We start from the raw sequence: 16,268 nt of genomic DNA on the forward strand, positions 1-16,268 counted from the left end.
GCGAGGAGGAAGGAATGCGGTACCAAAGCGAGATCAATCGGGAGCTCTATCCACTGGATGATCCCTCTGCTCGCGAAGCGATCGTTGCACGCGCCCGGCGGGAGTTGGGCGAGACGGGCTGTGTCGCCCTCGGGGATTTTCTGAACCCACCCGCGATTCGTGATTTGGCTGCCGAAGCAACAGCTCTACTTGAGCGGGCACATCGCCGGGATCTCAAGATGAGCGTCCGCGCCGAAGATCTTGCCGAGGCTCAGAAGTCCGCTCTCCTGGCGCGACCCTCGCGCACCGCGCAATGGACTTTGGCTGGCGATCATCTCGACAACTCGAGCCTTATCCGGAAGCTTTACGAAGACCCGCAACTGCTCGAACTGATCCGCTCCATCCTGGGGATGGATGAGCTCTATCGGTGCGCCGATCCCATGCTCGACTGCAATGTCACCTATATGCGCGATGGCGACGAGCATGGCTGGCATTTTGATGACAATGATTTCGTTGTCTCTCTGCTCTTGCAGAAATCCGAATGGGGCGGGGGCTTCGAATATGCTGCGAACATACGAGAGCAGGGTCTCGATGCAATCATCCCTGTGCTCGAAGACCGTTCACCGGAGACGCGTCGCCCCGAAGTCGCACCAGGCACCCTGATGCTCTTCCAGGGCCGGCAATCGCTGCATCGGGTTGCGCCTATCGGAGGTGAGCGGCCGCGGATCATCGCCCTCTTCTCATTCGACAAGCGGCCAGACATGGTCTTCAGCGAGACGGTCAGGCAGAATGCCGTGGGGCGCAGGACACCGCTCTCTGCTGAGCCTGACAGACATTAGGAGGTCAGTGATGGTGATCAGGGACGAAATTGCCGTGCTCGATGAGGAGATGCGGAATTGGCGGCATGATCTCCACGCACATCCTGAACTGGGTTTTCACGAGCATAGAACCAGCGCCTTTGTCGCCGACCAGCTCCGCAGCTTCGGAGTTGATCGTGTGGAGACGGGCATTGCCGGGACCGGAGTGGTCGGCGTCATTCACGGCCGCCGACCTCGCTCCTCCAACGACGCTCCCTCCATCGGCCTTCGGGCGGATATGGATGCGCTCCCGATCATGGAGGAGAATGATCTTCCCTACCGGTCGCGATCTCCAGGTGTGATGCATGCCTGCGGCCATGACGGCCACACGGCCATGCTCCTTGGCGCGGCAAAGTATCTGGCACGCTCGAGAAATTTCAGCGGAACGGTCAACCTCATCTTCCAGCCTGCAGAAGAAGGCATCGGTGGCGCTCAGCGGATGATCGATGAGGGTTTGTTCGCGCGGTTTCCCTGCGATAGCGTCTATGGCATGCATAACTGGCCGGAGCTTCCCGTGGGCCAGTTCAGTGTTCGCGCCGGTGCCGTCATGGCGGCCGCGGACACTTTTTCAATTATGGTCAGAGGTAAGGGTGCTCATGGCGCCCTGCCCCATCACGGTGCCGATCCCGTCCTTGCAGGATCGGCGATCGTTAGCGCTCTGCAGGCGATCGTCAGCCGCAACATCGATCCGGCCGAAAGTGCGGTTGTCAGTGTGACGCAATTCCACGCCGGAACGGCCGACAATGTCATTCCTGCCGAGGCTGTTCTCAGAGGCACCGCGCGATGTTTCAGCCAGAAGGTCAGAGCCCAGATCGAGCAGCGCATGGCGGAGGTGGCTGAATCGATCGCCAGGGCTCACCGCACGACTGTTGACTTCACCTATGTCCGCCACATGTCGCCCACGATCAATTCGGAAGCGGAGACTGCAGGAGCCGCTGCCATCGCTGCCTCTGTCGCCGGCGCCGAGAACGTCCTGTCGAATGTCCCTCCGTCCATGGGGGCAGAGGATTTCGCGGAAATGCTTAAGATCCGCCCCGGAACCTATGTCTGGCTCGGTCAGGGCCGCGGACCTGACACGCCCATGGTTCACACGTCGCGATATGACTTCGATGATGAAATCCTATCGCTCGGGGCATCCTATTGGGTTGCCCTGGCGGAGCAGTTGCTGCCGAACTCCCGCTGAGGGATCTTTACCGCCTGGATTGCCTGGCAAGAGGGTCGAGGCGCGGCAGCGAGCCAAGCATCAGGCGCTGGCTTGGGAGATCTCTGAGACCTTGAAGTTGACTTCTCCCCTGCCCGCTTTTTTGCCGGCGTAGAGCGCCTGGTCCGCCACCTTCAAAAGTTCGGCGATCGAGGTTCCGTCCAAGGGGGCGAGGGCTACGCCGATGGTGGCTCCCACCTGAGCGAGCACATCGCCTCGCCGTACCGGATCATTCACCGCCTCGATGACGGTCATGGCGATCCGCCGGATTTCGGCAGTCCGCGCTTCCCCTGGAACGATGATGGCAAACTCGTCCCCGCCCAGCCGGTAAACCGTTGCGGTTGACGGAATGGCGGCCTCTATCCGGTGCGCCACGTCCTTGAGGACCTCGTCCCCGATGTCATGCCCATGACTGTCGTTGATGGCCTTGAAGCCGTCCAGGTCACAGTAGAGCAGCGCAAAACTGCTGATGTGGCCGCGGGGCCTATTCACGTCATCGAAATGCCAGAAGAGAGCGGCGCGGTTGAGCAACCCAGTGAGGCTGTCATGGGCCGCTCTGCGCTCCGACTGTTCGAGGCTGCGCGCAGTTTTCATCGCATAGCGCAGCAGAAGCACCGTGACGGAGGCAAAGACGAGCAACAGCAGGATAAGAAAGGGGAGCAGTTCGCGGAGCATCGCAGCTCCGGGCTTGGCGGTGTCCCACGCCAGCCAGATCGGAACACGGCCATCGAAGGTTCTGAGCGTGATGGAGGCATCTTCCTGCAGATCTGTCGCGGTGATCCTCAGATTTGGCAACTGGTAGATTTGCGCCAGGCGCTTAAGACGTGTTTGATCCAGGGTGTCCAAGAAGACCAGAAGATGTCGCCTGCCGGCGGTACTGTCCTCGGGATTGTCGAAAGGTCGCAACGGAGCAATGGCAGCTACCGCGGGGTGGCCATTGGCGATGATGACCGCAGAGAAGGGCGTGTCGGGCTCCAAGGTCTGCTTGCTGCGCAACAGCTTGGCGAACCCCGGGGCTGTGATGTCGTCGATGGAGACAGCCCTCTTCTCACCATCGATCATGGCATAGGTCGTTTGGCTGTCGGGGTCGATCACGAAGACCATGTCGATGCCATAGCGCTCGACGATCCCGCTGCCGAAATTGCGATCGGCCCAGCCAGGATCGAGATGCAAGGCGAGGTTGTTCAGCGCCTCGTCCCAATGGGCGTAATCGTCTGCGGTCTGCAGCAACGTGCTGCGGCGCACGTCGATGATCCCGCGCGCAAGATCCTGCTCGCGCACCAGGGCGTCAGCATTCTGTCGCTCCGCCAGTACGATCGTCAGCCCGCCAACGAAGATCGTCAGCAGGAGGACGATGGTGGCTACGGAAGCGGCAATCCGTTTCTGCATGGACAAAATGCTTTATGTCGAGGCAAGCCTCACGCTTGAACCACTGATAGAGCCTGCTGCATTGTTATGAAAGCCCCGTGCCACATTCTCGTGCAATTTGGTAACCGGACGCTTCAGGGAGCGGTCCACCATCTGATCCAGGGCCCGTTTATGCGCCTCGCCGGCGCATTTTCTCCTTATCCGCCAGCCATATCCCAATGTCCTTGATCATCGGGCTTTTGATGGTCATCCTAATTGTTCCGGTGAGGACAACGGGCGCCGGGCGCGGCCGTGCTCTCAAATGACACAAGAAGTCTGATCCCACCTTGAGGATCGGAGGACCGCAAACTTATCGAACAACCGGCAAAAAGCCGGGACCACAGGAGGAAAGATGAAAGCCATTTCTAAACTAATGCAGGTCGCCGCCATTCTCGCCATTGCGTGTGGGGCGTCCGATGCGACCCAGGCGCAGACTGTCCTCAAGGCATCGCACCAGTTCCCCGGCGGCAAGGGAGATATTCGCGACGAGATGGTCCAGATGATCGCCCGCGACGTCGCGGCTGCGAACGTTGGACTGGAGATCCAGGTCTATCCGGGATCCTCCCTCTATAAGCCCACGGAGCAATGGAACGCGGTGACCCGGGGGCTCCTCGACATGACCTCCTTTCCGCTCGATTATGCCTCGGGCCGGCATCCGATCTTCTCCGCCACGCTCATGCCTGGCCTGGTAGGGAATTTCGATCGTGCGTTGCGCCTCAATGACTCCGAATTCATGGCCGACATCAAAAAGGTCATTGAAGAGTCTGGTGCGATCGTCATCGCCGATGCTTGGCTCTCCGGTGCCTTTGCCTCGAAGAAGGGTTGCATCACGTCACCCGACACCCTGAAAGGACAGGTGATCCGCGCCGCCGGTCCTGCCTTTGAGCAGATGTTGGCAGCGGCCGGAGCGTCCATCTCCTCCATGCCCTCCTCCGAGATCTATTCTGGCATGCAGACTGGCGTTCTTGATGCGGCGAACACCTCCTCAGCGAGCTTCGTCTCCTATCGGCTCTTCGAGCATGCCAAATGTCTGACGGCGCCGGGTGAGAACGCTCTTTGGTTCATGTATGAGCCGGTTCTGATCTCCAAGAAAGTTTTCGACGGGCTTACCCCTGAACAGCAGAAGGCCATTCTGGCTGCTGGAGAGAAGGCGGAGGCTTATTTCAACACGGAGGTCCGGAAGGGCGATCAATTGATGATTGATACCTACAAGAAAGCGGGTGTCGAGGTCGTCGAAATGTCGTCGTCGGATTATGACGCGTGGCTTGAACTGGCGAAGACCTCCTCCTACAAGAATTTCGCCGAGAAGGTGCCCGGTGGCGACAAGTTGATCGAAAAGGCCTTGGCCGTCGAATAACCACCCGCCGAGCCCGGCAGCGGGGCCGCGTTGCGGCGCTGCCGGGCCATTCCCGTCTTCACCCGAGGATAATCGATGATGAAGGCCTATATCCGGGCCGTGGGAGCTCTCTCCAGGGCTTTTGCGGCCTTGGCCACCCTCCTGCTTGTTGCCGCCATGCTCGTCGTTTGCGAGATGATCCTCATCCGCTATGTATTTCGGGCCGCGACCATATGGCAGACGGATTTCGTGGTGTTCTCCGCCACTGCGGCAATGTTCCTGGGTGCGCCCTATGTTTTACTAAAAGGTGGGCATGTCGGTGTCGACGTCGTGGAGATGATCGTGAGCGATCATGCACGCGGCTGGCTGCGCATCATTGGCGGCATTCTCGGTCTCTGCTTTTGCCTCATCATGCTTTGGGCAAGCTGGCTCCAGTTCCACGAGGCTTTTGAGGGAGATTGGCGCCACTCGAGCGTTTGGGCACCCCGCCTCTGGATACCTCTGTCCGCCCTGCCCCTCGGGTTTGGTATGCTCTGCCTGCAATATGTTGCGCAGATCCTCGTTCTGATCTCCGGCGGTAGCACGCCGCATGCGCCCGATCCCTTGGGTGGGCTCGCGACTGCCCCCGTGGAGGAGGATACCGTTCGATGAGCCCGACGATCGCCGGTCTTACCATCATCGCCGCCCTGTTCGTCCTTTTGGGGACCGGCATGCCCATCGCCTTCGCCCTTGGTCTCGCGGCCGTCTCAGCGCTGCTCCTGCAAAGTGGTTTCGGCATCATCTATGTTCTGTCCGAGACTATGTTCGCGGGGATTGCCAATCTCGCCTATGTCTCGATCCCGATGTTCGTCCTGATGGGAGCGGCTGTGGCCTCCTCCCCGGCCGGCAGTGATCTCTACACATCGCTCGACCGCTGGCTAAATCGTGTGCCCGGCGGCTTGGTTCTATCTAATCTTGGTGCATGCGCGATCTTCTCGGGCATGACCGGGTCGTCGCCGGCGACCTGCGCAGCCATCGGCAAGATGGGCATTCCCGAGATGCTCAAGCGCGGCTATCCAGCCTCCGTGGCCACCGGTTCGATCGCCGCGGGCGGCACCCTTGGAATTCTGATCCCGCCATCGGTCACGCTCATCGTCTATGGGATCGCGACCGAGACCTCGATCGGGCGCCTTTTCATGGCTGGCGTGATCCCGGGCATCATGCTGACGATCATGTTCATGATCTGGGCGATCATCGACTGCAAACGCAAAGGCTACGAGTTTGACGCTCGAGCTCTGCGCTATACTTTGCGCGAGAAGCTGGCCGGAATGCCACGGATCTTGCCGTTCCTGCTGATCATCGCGGGGACGCTCTATGTGCTCTATGGCGGCCTCGCCACACCCTCGGAGGCCGCCGGCGCCGGCGCCTTGCTGACCTTGCTGGTCGTCATCATCGCCTATCGGCTGTTCCGCGTCCGGCCGGTGGCCAACATTCTCGGATCGGCGATGCGCGAAAGCGTGATGATCATGATGATCATGGCGGCTGCCGAGCTCTTCGCCTTTGCCTTGTCCTCGCTCTTCATCACTCAGACGATAGCCACAGCGATTGCCGACATGGACGTCAACCGCTGGGTTCTCATGGGCATAATCAATCTTTTCCTCCTGGTCGCAGGCATGTTCCTGCCCCCTGTCGCCGTCATCGTGATGACGGCACCAATGCTGTTCCCCATCATCACCCAGGCTGGCTTCGATCCTTATTGGTTCGCGATCGTCCTCACGATCAACATGGAGGTCGGTCTGATAACGCCACCCATTGGGTTGAACCTCTTTGTCATCAATGCCATTGCCCCTGACGTGTCCACTAAGGAGATTTTGTGGGGAGCCTTTCCCTACGTCCTGGTGATGTTCCTCGCGATCATCATCCTGTGTTTCTTCCCTGCCATCGCAACTTGGCTTCCCGATCAGATGTTGGGTGCGGTCCAGTAGCACCGGTTGGCCTACTCTTAGGATTGTTCGTCTTTATGAAGAGGTGATTCCAAGGCCGGCAGGGTCGTGCCGCCGGGATTTTCCGGAGTCCTGTGTCCATTATTGTCCGCTGTCTCACTGTGGCTCTGCCGGGAGTAGTAATTGTAGTGGCTTTCCTCCACCGCCATCTTCGATACGGCCGCCCCGAGAACATGCGCGCCTGCCAATTGGATGCGCCTCAGCGCGGATTTTGCTGACTTGCGGGCGACTTGGTGGGCGGACACGACCATCAATGTGCCTTCGGCCAAGCGTCCTAGGATAAGCGCATCGGACAGATCGACGATGGGTGGTGCATCGATAATGATCATGTCGAATTGCTTGCTGAAGGTGCTGAGCAATGCCGCCAGCCGGGGCGAGCATAGCAGATCGGCCGGACTGAAGCCGGCCGCACCGGCACTGAGCAGCATGACACTCTTGTGCTTGGTGGCCTGCATGACCGCAGCCGGGTCCTTGTTCTCCCCGTCACTTGCGATAAGATTACTTAGGCCTTGCAGGTTACCCAGCCCAAAAAGCCGATGCAGGCTTGGCTTTCTGAAATCTGCGTCGATCACCAGAACCTTCAGATCAAGGATCGCGAAATCCTGCGCCAGCTTATAGACACTCGTCGACTTGCCTTCCGAGGGCTCGGCACTCGTCACCAGCAGCGTCCTCGGCGTGCCTTGACTTCCCGAGGACTGCAACGAGGTTCGCAGCGATCTGTAGGCCTCGGACAGGTTTGAGGTCTGATCCTCCAATTGATCGTGGAGCTGCTTTTCCGCAACCATGGGAATGGCGCCGAGGATGGGGAGGCCTAATATGAGCTCCACTTGGGCTGGGCTTGAGAATGTATTGTTGGAGATCTCGAGGAGATAGATCGTAGCGGCAGCAGCGATCCCAAAGACCGCGAGCGCCGTGAACAGATTGGATAGCAGGTTGGGCGAGAAGGGCGCGCTCGGCAGCACTGCCAGATCCACGATGGCGGCATTCTGCGTCTTGAGTTCTGCACTGACGGAGATTTCGTTCAGTTTGCTGATGAGGCTTTGATAGAGGGATCGGTTGGACTCAACGTCACGCTTTAGAATGGTGTAATGAATGTTCTTGTCGTTGAAATGGACATTTTGCTGTTCCATCTCCGAGAGCTTCTTGCGCAGGTCGATTTCCTTGTTGGTCGCTTCCTTGAAGCGCAGCCTTACGGCATCCAAAATGGCCAGAATGCCCTGGTTCATAAGCATCTGCAGCGTTTCGATCTGCGCTTTCAGCTGCCGCATTTCAGGGAAGTTTGGCTGCAGGATCTCTAGCTTCTGCTGGTAGACGCCGGTCAGTTCCATGATCCTTTCGCGTACTTTGGCGAGCCCTTCGCTCTCGACAACCTGACGAAGTCTGCCGCCCTGACCTCCCTGGATCTGGTCCACCACGCGTCCAGTGTCCAATCGCTCCTGGATCGCCGTGGCCAATGCTGTGTTCAGCGCGATGATGTTCGCTGCGATGAGCGATTGGTCGTTTCCTGTGATCGTTATGCCCGCAGTCTTGGCGTAGTCGACCAGGGCCTGTTCTGACTCTCGCAGTTTCTCCTTCACATGTGTGACTTGGCTCTCGATGAATTGCCTCGCTAAATCGGACGTGGCGCTGGTGCGGTCGAGTCTTTGGTCAATGAAGCTTTGCGCCGTCTGATTGGCGATGTCGCGCGCCAGTGCGGGATTGGCGTCGCGGAAGGTGATCGACAGCAGGCTCGTGCCGGGGATCAGTTCAGCTGAAAGTCCCCGCAGCACGCCGGCGATTGCAGCGGCCTCTCGTTGTTCGGCGGTCCACTGGTCGGCCCCCCGGCCAACATTTCGACCCGCGACCCGGTTCATCAAGTTGATGATGGAAAAGTCGCGCGAGGGGTTGAGAAAGTCGGAATTATCGCGCAGTCGCAATTCATGAACTACGCGCTGGGCCATGCCGCGGCTTGAGAGCTTTTCCCGGGCTGTGATGAAGGCCCGAAGGTCGCTCGTCTCGGAAATCACTTCGATATCCTCAAAGACCTTGGCTGAGGGAACAAGGATCTCCACGCGGGCGGTGGCTTGGTAGAGCGGCGTCTGCATCATTGTGAGCGCCATGCCGACGGCGAGCCCGGCAATGCTGAAGGCAGCAACCACCCACCGATATTGCAGGATATAAGAGAAGAGCTTGAGGGGGGACGCTCCCCACCCTCCTTCCGCAGCTTCAATCCCATAATCTGTAAAGGGAGGATCGCGTGTGAATGGTGCGGACGGGAAGCTGGAACGCCTTGCCATGGTCAAAGGAATGATCCCGCGATCGTCAGGGTGTACGAGCAAGCTTGGTGGCGCCATTGGCGATCGACAGCGCCTTGATGAGGGTGTCCATGGCAACCTTCATTGTGGAAGAGAACACCACAATGGAATCACCTCCGAATATCCGGGGATTGATCTTTTCGCCTCGGCGGATGTCGTCGAGATCATACTTGGCGACCAAGGTTCTTCCGGAATAGCTCCGGTAGACGAAGACCTTGGTGGGATCGGCCACGCTTCTCAGCCCGCCGGCAATGGCCACGGCGTCGAGAAGCTTAGCATGGCTCGATACGGGATATATTCCCGCTCTGGCGACCTCACCTTCTATGGTGATGCGCTGGCCGACAGATTCCTTGGCGAAGATGGTGACGTCCGGAGATTGCAGATACTCCCGTCCGTATCCGGTTTCGATTTCCCGCTCTAGCTGTCTGACAGACTTTCCCGCCGCGGCGATGACACCGAGCAGCGGCAACGCGATATTGCCGGCCGCATCCACCTGCACTGTACGATCCAAGGAATCGACTTGGAAGACGTCGATCGCAAGCACATCATCTGGAGAGATCGGATGTTCGATGCCGTTTGTCGTATCCGGGGGCGGAAGATCGGCAACCATCTCGAGATCCTCGCCGGGATGGCTGACGAGCGCGGCTGGATGTGCCGTGGCGGAATGCATGGACAAATCGGGTTGCTGTGGCGGGTGAAGGCTACATCCACAGAAAACGATGAACGCGACGCACGCAGTTACCCTTTCAACCGCCCGGTGGCGGTTTGCTAGACCTCGACCATACATGATGAACGCTCCCTGCGAACGCTGAGCACAGGCCACTGTCAGCCATGGAGAATCGGCTGCTCTGGGCCACTGATGACACAGTCACTTTTACGCGCGTACGGGGTAGCAACGAAGTTGGAGTGGCGATTTACAGATGGAGTTCAAGGCGACAGGACTCAGTCGCTGACAGCCCTGTCGTCTATGGGACGTGCACCGATGGCAAAGTCGTCATCGTCATTGAGCTGGGATGCGACCGCAGCACCCGCTCCACCCAGGATGCCGGCACCAACCAGTCCGAGGACCGGCAGTTTCCAGGGGGTTCCAGCTTGGGGGCTGGACATCGAGACGCAGATTCCGCGCACACCTGAGCTCAGCTGCAACTTGGCTCCGGAAGGTAGGTTCACACGACAGGATCGGCCAAGAGCCAGCGAAGCCGATGCGCTCTGGCCGACGATAATGGTGCTGTCTTGAAAAACCGGCGCCTTGGGACCCACGGATCTGTAGCCTTGGCTTGCCGACATCATCACATCCCCCTGGACTGCGAGAACCTCACCGACGGGCGTTCCGTGGTTTGTGGCGGGAAGCACGCATTGACAGGTTCTGCTGTCTTGGGCAACGGATGGGCTGGTGACGAGGGGCATGAAAGCGGTGAGAGCTGCCGTTAAAGAGCTCGCACGGATTATGAATGGAAATGCACGCATCGGCTTCTCCTAAAGAGCGGCTGCATCCAATATACACAACTTAAAGCTGTAGAACTATCACGCAGATGAACTCCTGACGTCGGTCGGACGCCATGATTACGCGACTTAGGGAAACAGGTGAGAATATGCCGACGGGTTACACCACCGGATTCGCATCATCATGCTCAATGTTTAAGTCGGCCTCGGCATGATGTAAAGTTGCAGTCCGAACAGGTGGAAAACCTGTCGTATAATATCTCTGACTGTATAGAACTCTTCAATTATACTTAATAGAAGTTAAATTTCTATTGCCTTGGAGGCTGTTAGGCAACTCGTCTGTTCAAATCCACTGGACAGCTTTCTCCAGCCAGCGACAGGCTTGAGGTCCTCACATCCCCTAAGTCTTGCGGCAAAAATGATACATTTGCCCTTCGTGGTGTGCCGTCGCTTACGCCTCTGGAGCCGCACACCACAGCGATCTGCTGCGTGTGCGGCACCTTTAAATTTGTGAGTTAGGACCCAGTGGCATCAGCTTACTGCCCTTGCTCCGGACGCGAGGAGCGCACCCCGCGGGGCATGATATCCTGGCACCTCAGAACGCAACGTTGTGGCTTCCCTTGGTCTGGAGCATTTCCCGAGCATCATCGGCCGACGCAATTTCGAAGGAGAGTTCCTCCAAAATGCGCCGGATCTTTGCGACTTGCTCGGCATTGGAGGTCGCGAGCTTGCCCTTTCCGGCATAAAGGCTGTCCTCGAGCCCGACCCGACAATTGCCACCAAGAATGGCGCTAAGGGTTACGAAGGACATTTGGTGACGGCCAGCCCCGAGCACGGAGAGATAATAGTCATCTCCGAAGAGACGATCGGCAATCATCCTCATATGCATCAGATTGTCCGGATCGGGGCCGATGCCTCCGAGAATACCGAAGATGCACTGCACGAAGAACGGAGGTTTGACGATCCCGCGATCCGCGAAATGCGCCAGATTGTAGAGATGAGAGACGTCGTAGCATTCGAACTCGAATCGCGTGCCATGCTCGCCCAGTTCCCTCATGCCTCGTTCGATCTGAGCGAACGTATTGGAGGCGATGAAGTCTTTGGTGCCTTCGAGGTAGGGCTTCTCCCACTCATGTTTGAAACTCTCGATCTTGGTACCGGCGGCCGAAATATTGAAGTTCATCGACCCCATGTTCATGGAGGCGATTTCGGGCTTCGCCCATTTGGCGGCTGACAGCCGCTCATCGAGCGACATTCCAAGGCCACCGCCGGTGGTGATGTTCAGGATTGCGTTGCTTTGCTGCTTGATGCGCGGCAGGAACTGCTCGAACACCTTGGGGCTCTGCGTCGGCTTGCCGGTCTCCGGATCACGCGCATGCAGGTGGATGACTGCGGCACCGGCCTCGGCGGCGTCTACCGCATGGGTCACGATCTCATCCGGCGTAATGGGCAGATGCGGCGACATGCTGGGTGTGTGGATCGATCCCGTGACGGCGCAGGTAATGATGACCTTCTGTGAGCGCTTCATGAATTCTTCCCTTTTAGTCTCTGTGGTTGCAGGCCCTGTTGTGTGACAATTCAGTGTGTTAGCGCAAGATATGATGTGTTGGGTTGAGCGGCGGGCGGAACCAAATCCTCCCACTGGCGGTTCCTCGGTCAACTATGGAGGAACCGATATGTCAAACATGAATGATCGTCCCGATGTCACGCCGCCCAGCGCTGGCCGTGAGCGCTCCAGTTCGGTTTTCTTTATTCTGGGTGGCTTGATCGTTGTCGTGGCAGCTCTTGCGTACTTCGTTTTTGGCACGGATCAGGCGGGCAATCCGCAGTCGGCGGCTGTTGACACTGAAACGAGCACGTCCGTAACTCCGCCAGCTTCTCAAACGTCCCCTGCGCCGCAGCCGGCAACCACCGCTCCGGAAACGCAGCCCTCTTCCGTAGCTCCGGCAGCCCAGTAAGGGACCATTTGCGCTGGCTGGATCATCGATCCGGCCGGCACCATTTGCCTTACCGTCCGTCAAGCAGGCCCGTATCTTTTTCGTGGATCTTCCAGCCTAATTTCGCCAACCCCTTCTTCGCATCGTCGGTGACGGTCCCACTGATGCGAAGTTCCAGTCCGTTGGAGCGCTCCGACTTCACCCGGTCGTTGATGGCGGCCGCGGCTTTTTGGGTCTCCTCCGTCCATGCGAGGGTATCGATCGGGAACAGGCCCACCAGTTTCCCATCGGCTCTCAGCACCAGGGGAAATCCGAGCGCAGAGACGAAGGCTTTGAGGGGGGCGATCTTCTGGTGATATGCAGCGATCCACTGCGTCTGCAGGCGGTGGAAGAACGCGATGTCCACACTGTGGGCCCCTGAGATTTTAGCCACATACAGGGTGCGGTCGTCGACCCCGTCCATGGAGGCCAGAGCCGCTACAATGAGAGTCTTGTCCGCTGGCGTATAGTTCTGATTGGACATGAACGTATCGATGACCCGGGCATCGACACCCATCTTGACCAATCCGGCTTGGTTGATTTGATCGAGTTCGGAGACGGTTTTGTCCCTTACAAGGGCCCCAAGGGCGCCGGCCGATTGAAGTCCGCTCACGGCCAGGCCGGCCGCTCCCGGGATGGCCATCTCCGCACCCTTCACTGCAAGCCCGCCAAAGGCCCGCGCCTTGGAGATGTCGCGCAGCCGGGCTGCGAGCGCCGGAAAAGTCGTGTAGGGGTCCACGTCATACTGATAGGCAAGTTGCCGCAACGCGGCCGAGGTGCCGAGCAAGCCATCGATCGCCTTCTCCCTTTTGTCGTAAGGGTCGTGCAGTCCGGCGCTGACCTTGTTGAACACTTCGCCTACGCCGGAGACTGTGCCGGTAATCAACGAAAAGGGGTTGCTCAGTGTCTTACCAACCGTTTCGACGGGTTGCTGGATCGAACTCGCAAGCGATTTGGTGAACTCCTCACTTTGCGAGAGTTCCTGTAGCTTCTCCAGTGCAGCCAGTTCGTGGAGCCGCAGCTTCAGCAACTGCTCCCCAAACACGGTGTAGTTGCCGTAGGGCGTATCTAGTTTGAAGACATAGAGAAGGCCGTCCGATGCGACAGGTGTTTCCACCTTGTAGTTTTTCCCCTGCACGGCGCTTCCCAGCAGAGCAGGCGCGGCGGTGATCGGCGGGGCCTCGGGCGGCGGCGCGGCCAACGCGGCCGTGAATATCGCGACGGTGATGGCCGCCGACGCTGCCAAGATTCTTATCTGCATGTAGTCGTCCCCAATTCTTCTCTGTTTCGTTTCCCCATCACTCGGGATAATAGGCAGATCGCACAGATGTTTGACAATCGGCACTTTCCAAAGCAGCGACAAGCTTCAAGTGGAGGGACTGGCATGGATCCTTTTATTCGCTGGTATGATGATGCTCTGTCCCCGGAGCTATGCCGCGAGATCGTTACCCGATTCGATAAGGACAAACGCCGGATGGTTGGCAAGGTTTCGGGCAACAAGGGACCCGAGGTCGATCTCAAGGGCAAGCAGACGACCGAGCTTATCCTTCCCGACGATGGGTGGGCCGACATCAAGCAGGAATTGCAGAAGAGTCTTGCCGCCAATTTGGCTCTCTACACGCGCGACGTGAAATACCTCGCTGGGAGCGACCATCGCGAAGTTTTCGCTGAGCCTCTCCGCGTCAAGAAATATGAGATCGGCGGGCAATTCTCTTGGCATATCGATAATAATTCGAGCCAGAACCAAACCCGAACTCTCGCTGTTCAGTGGTATTTCAACGACGTCGCCGAGGGCGGACGCACGGAATTCGAAGATCAGCACATGGGCATAGACTGCGTCGAGGGGCGATTGGCCTTTTTCCCTGTCGGCTGGACCTACCGCCACCGCGGTGCTCCACCCGCCAGCGGCCCCAAATATGTCTGCACGACCTTCTTGCATCGGCGTTTCTAGGCCGCAACGGTTGTCCTTCCCTTGTCGCCGCGCTGTCCGGGCATTAGCTTCTATTCCTCACCGCGAACCGGAAACCAGATCCGCAATGGACATCAAGGCAAGCGTCATTGACGCCATCGGCAACACTCCGCTCATTAAGCTGAAGCGGGCCTCCGAAGCGACCGGCTGCACCATTCTGGGCAAGGCCGAGTTCATGAATCCGGGCCAGTCGGTAAAGGATCGTGCGGCGCTGTACATCGTGCGTGACGCCATCGCGGCCGGGCGTTTGCAGCCCGGTGGAGTGATTGTTGAGGGTACGGCTGGCAATACGGGCATCGGCCTGGCCCTCGTGGGCGACGCTCTCGGCTTTCGGACCGTGATCGTCATTCCTGAGACCCAGTCCCAGGAGAAGAAGGATGCCCTGAAGCTCATGGGCGCCGAACTGATCGAGGTGCCGGCGGTCGCCTACAAGAATCCCAACAACTATGTCCGCTATTCAGGGCGCCTGGCTGAAACGCTCTCGGAAACTGAGCCCAAAGGCGCCATCTGGGCGAACCAGTTTGATAATGTCGCCAATCGGCGGGCACATTACGAAACGACCGCCGTTGAGATCTGGAACCAGACCGAGGGCCGCATTGACGGCTTTTGTTGTGCTGTCGGTTCGGGTGGCACTTTGGCCGGCGTAAGTGACCGCTTGAAGGAGTTCAGAAGGGACATCCAGATCGCCCTGGCCGACCCGCCGGGTGCTTCTCTTTTCAGTTATTATCAAACGGGTGAGCTTCGCGCTGAAGGCAGCTCGATCACCGAAGGCATCGGCCAGGGGCGCATCACGAAGAACCTTGAGGGCGTGGTGGTTGACCGAGCCTATCGGATCCCCGATGCCGAGGCCTTGAACATCCTGTTCCCCCTGGTGTTGGAGGAGGGCCTCTGTCTCGGAGGATCCTCCGGTGTGAACATCGCCGGTGCCGTTCGCCTGGCCCGCGACCTGGGCCCAGGCCACACGATCGTAACCATCCTCTGCGACTATGGCACCCGCTACCAATCGAAGCTCTACAACCCCGAATTCCTGCGATCCAAGGAACTGCCGGTCCCGGAATGGCTAGATCGCGCTCCTCTGCCCCGGCCAAGGGTATTCGAGGAGGTGTCGGCGTGACGGAGCTTGTCTTCCGCAGTGACGCCTATACCCGGACTCTGGATGCAACCGTCATGGCTGTCAGTGATCGGGGTGGTATCATTCTTGATCGCACGAATTTCTACGCCAGTGGCGGTGGGCAGCCCGGGGACATCGGCCGTCTTGAGGTCGATGGTGGGGAGCCGATCCTGATTGGTGCCACCGTCTACGGAGAGAACAATGCGGTGATCCATGTGCCTCGCGACCCTATCGCGGTCATATCCCCAGGCACGCCCGTCCGTCTCGTCCTGGATTGGGACACCCGCTACCGTCACATGCGCGTTCACACCGCCCTGCATCTGCTTTGCTCGCTCGTTCCTTATCCGGTCACCGGTGGTCAGATTGCTGCTGATGGTGGCCGTCTTGACTTTGATATTCCCGAGGCTGGCGCCGCCGACAAGGGTCAGCTTACCGAACAACTCAATGCCCTGGTTGCCGCCGATCATCCTGTCACCGAACGCTGGATCACCGATGCTGAGCTTCTGGACAATCCTCAGCTGGTCCGCACCATGGCGGTGAAGCCGCCCATGGGCTCGGGACGCGTGCGCCTGGTGTCGATCGGTGATATCGACCTCCAGCCCTGTGGCGGCACCCATGTCCGCTCGACGTCGGAAATAGGGACGGTGGTCGTAGCCAAGATCGAGAAGAAGGGCCGACAGAATCGGCGGATCAGAATAGCTTTTGGGGAGTGA

General features: G+C 58.7%; 14 protein-coding genes. 8 read left to right on the forward strand and 6 right to left on the reverse strand.

The features are described 5' to 3' along the window. Positions 1 to 14 precede the first annotated feature (14 nt). Positions 15 to 818 carry a HalD/BesD family halogenase gene (locus FKM97_RS07060; protein WP_144291709.1) on the forward strand — a complete coding sequence of 268 codons (804 nt, stop codon included), beginning with the start codon at positions 15 to 17 and terminating at the stop codon, positions 816 to 818. 10 nt (positions 819 to 828) lie between these two features. Then, complete coding sequence (locus tag FKM97_RS07065; protein WP_144291710.1) at positions 829 to 2,019, forward strand: M20 aminoacylase family protein; 1,191 nt, start codon at positions 829 to 831, stop codon at positions 2,017 to 2,019. 60 nt (positions 2,020 to 2,079) lie between these two features. Here the strand turns inward: FKM97_RS07065 and FKM97_RS07070 are convergent, their stop codons facing one another. Next, the gene (locus tag FKM97_RS07070) at positions 2,080 to 3,426 is read right to left on the reverse strand and encodes a diguanylate cyclase domain-containing protein (protein WP_144291711.1); all 1,347 of its coding nucleotides are present in this window, start codon (positions 3,424 to 3,426) and stop codon (positions 2,080 to 2,082) included. 391 nt (positions 3,427 to 3,817) lie between these two features. Here FKM97_RS07070 and FKM97_RS07075 point away from each other — a divergent pair, with 391 nt between their 5' ends. The 3 genes from FKM97_RS07075 (at position 3,818) to FKM97_RS07085 (ending at position 6,744) form a co-directional block, all read left to right on the forward strand. Then, positions 3,818 to 4,801 carry a TRAP transporter substrate-binding protein gene (locus FKM97_RS07075; protein ID WP_246105002.1) on the forward strand — a complete coding sequence of 328 codons (984 nt, stop codon included), beginning with the start codon at positions 3,818 to 3,820 and terminating at the stop codon, positions 4,799 to 4,801. A gap of 75 nt (positions 4,802 to 4,876) precedes the next feature. Continuing rightward, a complete protein-coding gene (locus FKM97_RS07080; RefSeq protein ID WP_144291713.1) occupies positions 4,877 to 5,431 on the forward strand; it encodes a TRAP transporter small permease subunit in 555 nt (184 codons plus the stop codon). Further along, complete coding sequence (locus FKM97_RS07085) at positions 5,428 to 6,744, forward strand: TRAP transporter large permease (protein WP_144291714.1); 1,317 nt, start codon at positions 5,428 to 5,430, stop codon at positions 6,742 to 6,744. Before FKM97_RS07080 ends, FKM97_RS07085 begins: the two co-directional genes overlap by 4 nt. 17 nt (positions 6,745 to 6,761) lie before the next feature. On the opposite strand, the gene FKM97_RS07090 is transcribed toward FKM97_RS07085, so the two are convergent. The 5 genes from FKM97_RS07090 to FKM97_RS07105 all read right to left on the reverse strand — a co-directional run bounded on the left by FKM97_RS07090 (position 6,762) and on the right by FKM97_RS07105 (position 13,838). Beyond that, positions 6,762 to 9,038: a GumC family protein gene (locus FKM97_RS07090; protein WP_170240800.1), complete on the reverse strand. Its 2,277-nt coding sequence runs from the start codon at positions 9,036 to 9,038 to the stop codon at positions 6,762 to 6,764. A gap of 25 nt (positions 9,039 to 9,063) precedes the next feature. Beyond that, the gene (locus FKM97_RS07095; protein WP_144291716.1) at positions 9,064 to 9,726 is read right to left on the reverse strand and encodes a polysaccharide biosynthesis/export family protein; all 663 of its coding nucleotides are present in this window, start codon (positions 9,724 to 9,726) and stop codon (positions 9,064 to 9,066) included. 272 nt (positions 9,727 to 9,998) lie between these two features. Beyond that, the gene (locus FKM97_RS26235) at positions 9,999 to 10,163 is read right to left on the reverse strand and encodes a hypothetical protein (protein ID WP_170240801.1); all 165 of its coding nucleotides are present in this window, start codon (positions 10,161 to 10,163) and stop codon (positions 9,999 to 10,001) included. 931 nt (positions 10,164 to 11,094) lie between these two features. Beyond that, positions 11,095 to 12,027, reverse strand: a complete 933-nt coding sequence (gene kce, locus FKM97_RS07100; protein ID WP_144291717.1) for a 3,5-dioxohexanoate:acetyl-CoA acetone transferase — start codon at positions 12,025 to 12,027, stop codon at positions 11,095 to 11,097. A gap of 479 nt (positions 12,028 to 12,506) precedes the next feature. Next, a complete protein-coding gene (locus tag FKM97_RS07105) occupies positions 12,507 to 13,838 on the reverse strand; it encodes a hypothetical protein (protein ID WP_170240802.1) in 1,332 nt (443 codons plus the stop codon). A gap of 21 nt (positions 13,839 to 13,859) precedes the next feature. On the opposite strand from FKM97_RS07105, the gene FKM97_RS07110 reads away from it, so the two are divergent. The 3 genes from FKM97_RS07110 (at position 13,860) to FKM97_RS07120 (ending at position 16,268) form a co-directional block, all read left to right on the forward strand. Beyond that, positions 13,860 to 14,426, forward strand: coding sequence for a 2OG-Fe(II) oxygenase (locus FKM97_RS07110; protein ID WP_170240803.1), 567 nt, complete (start codon positions 13,860 to 13,862; stop codon positions 14,424 to 14,426). A gap of 85 nt (positions 14,427 to 14,511) precedes the next feature. Then, the gene (locus tag FKM97_RS07115) at positions 14,512 to 15,558 is read left to right on the forward strand and encodes a cysteine synthase A (RefSeq protein WP_144291720.1); all 1,047 of its coding nucleotides are present in this window, start codon (positions 14,512 to 14,514) and stop codon (positions 15,556 to 15,558) included. Next, a complete protein-coding gene (locus FKM97_RS07120) occupies positions 15,555 to 16,268 on the forward strand; it encodes an alanyl-tRNA editing protein (protein WP_144291721.1) in 714 nt (237 codons plus the stop codon). Before FKM97_RS07115 ends, FKM97_RS07120 begins: the two co-directional genes overlap by 4 nt.

The sequence above is a fragment of the Rhodoligotrophos appendicifer genome (genome assembly GCF_007474605.1).
GTDB lineage: Bacteria > Pseudomonadota > Alphaproteobacteria > Rhizobiales > Im1 > Rhodoligotrophos > Rhodoligotrophos appendicifer.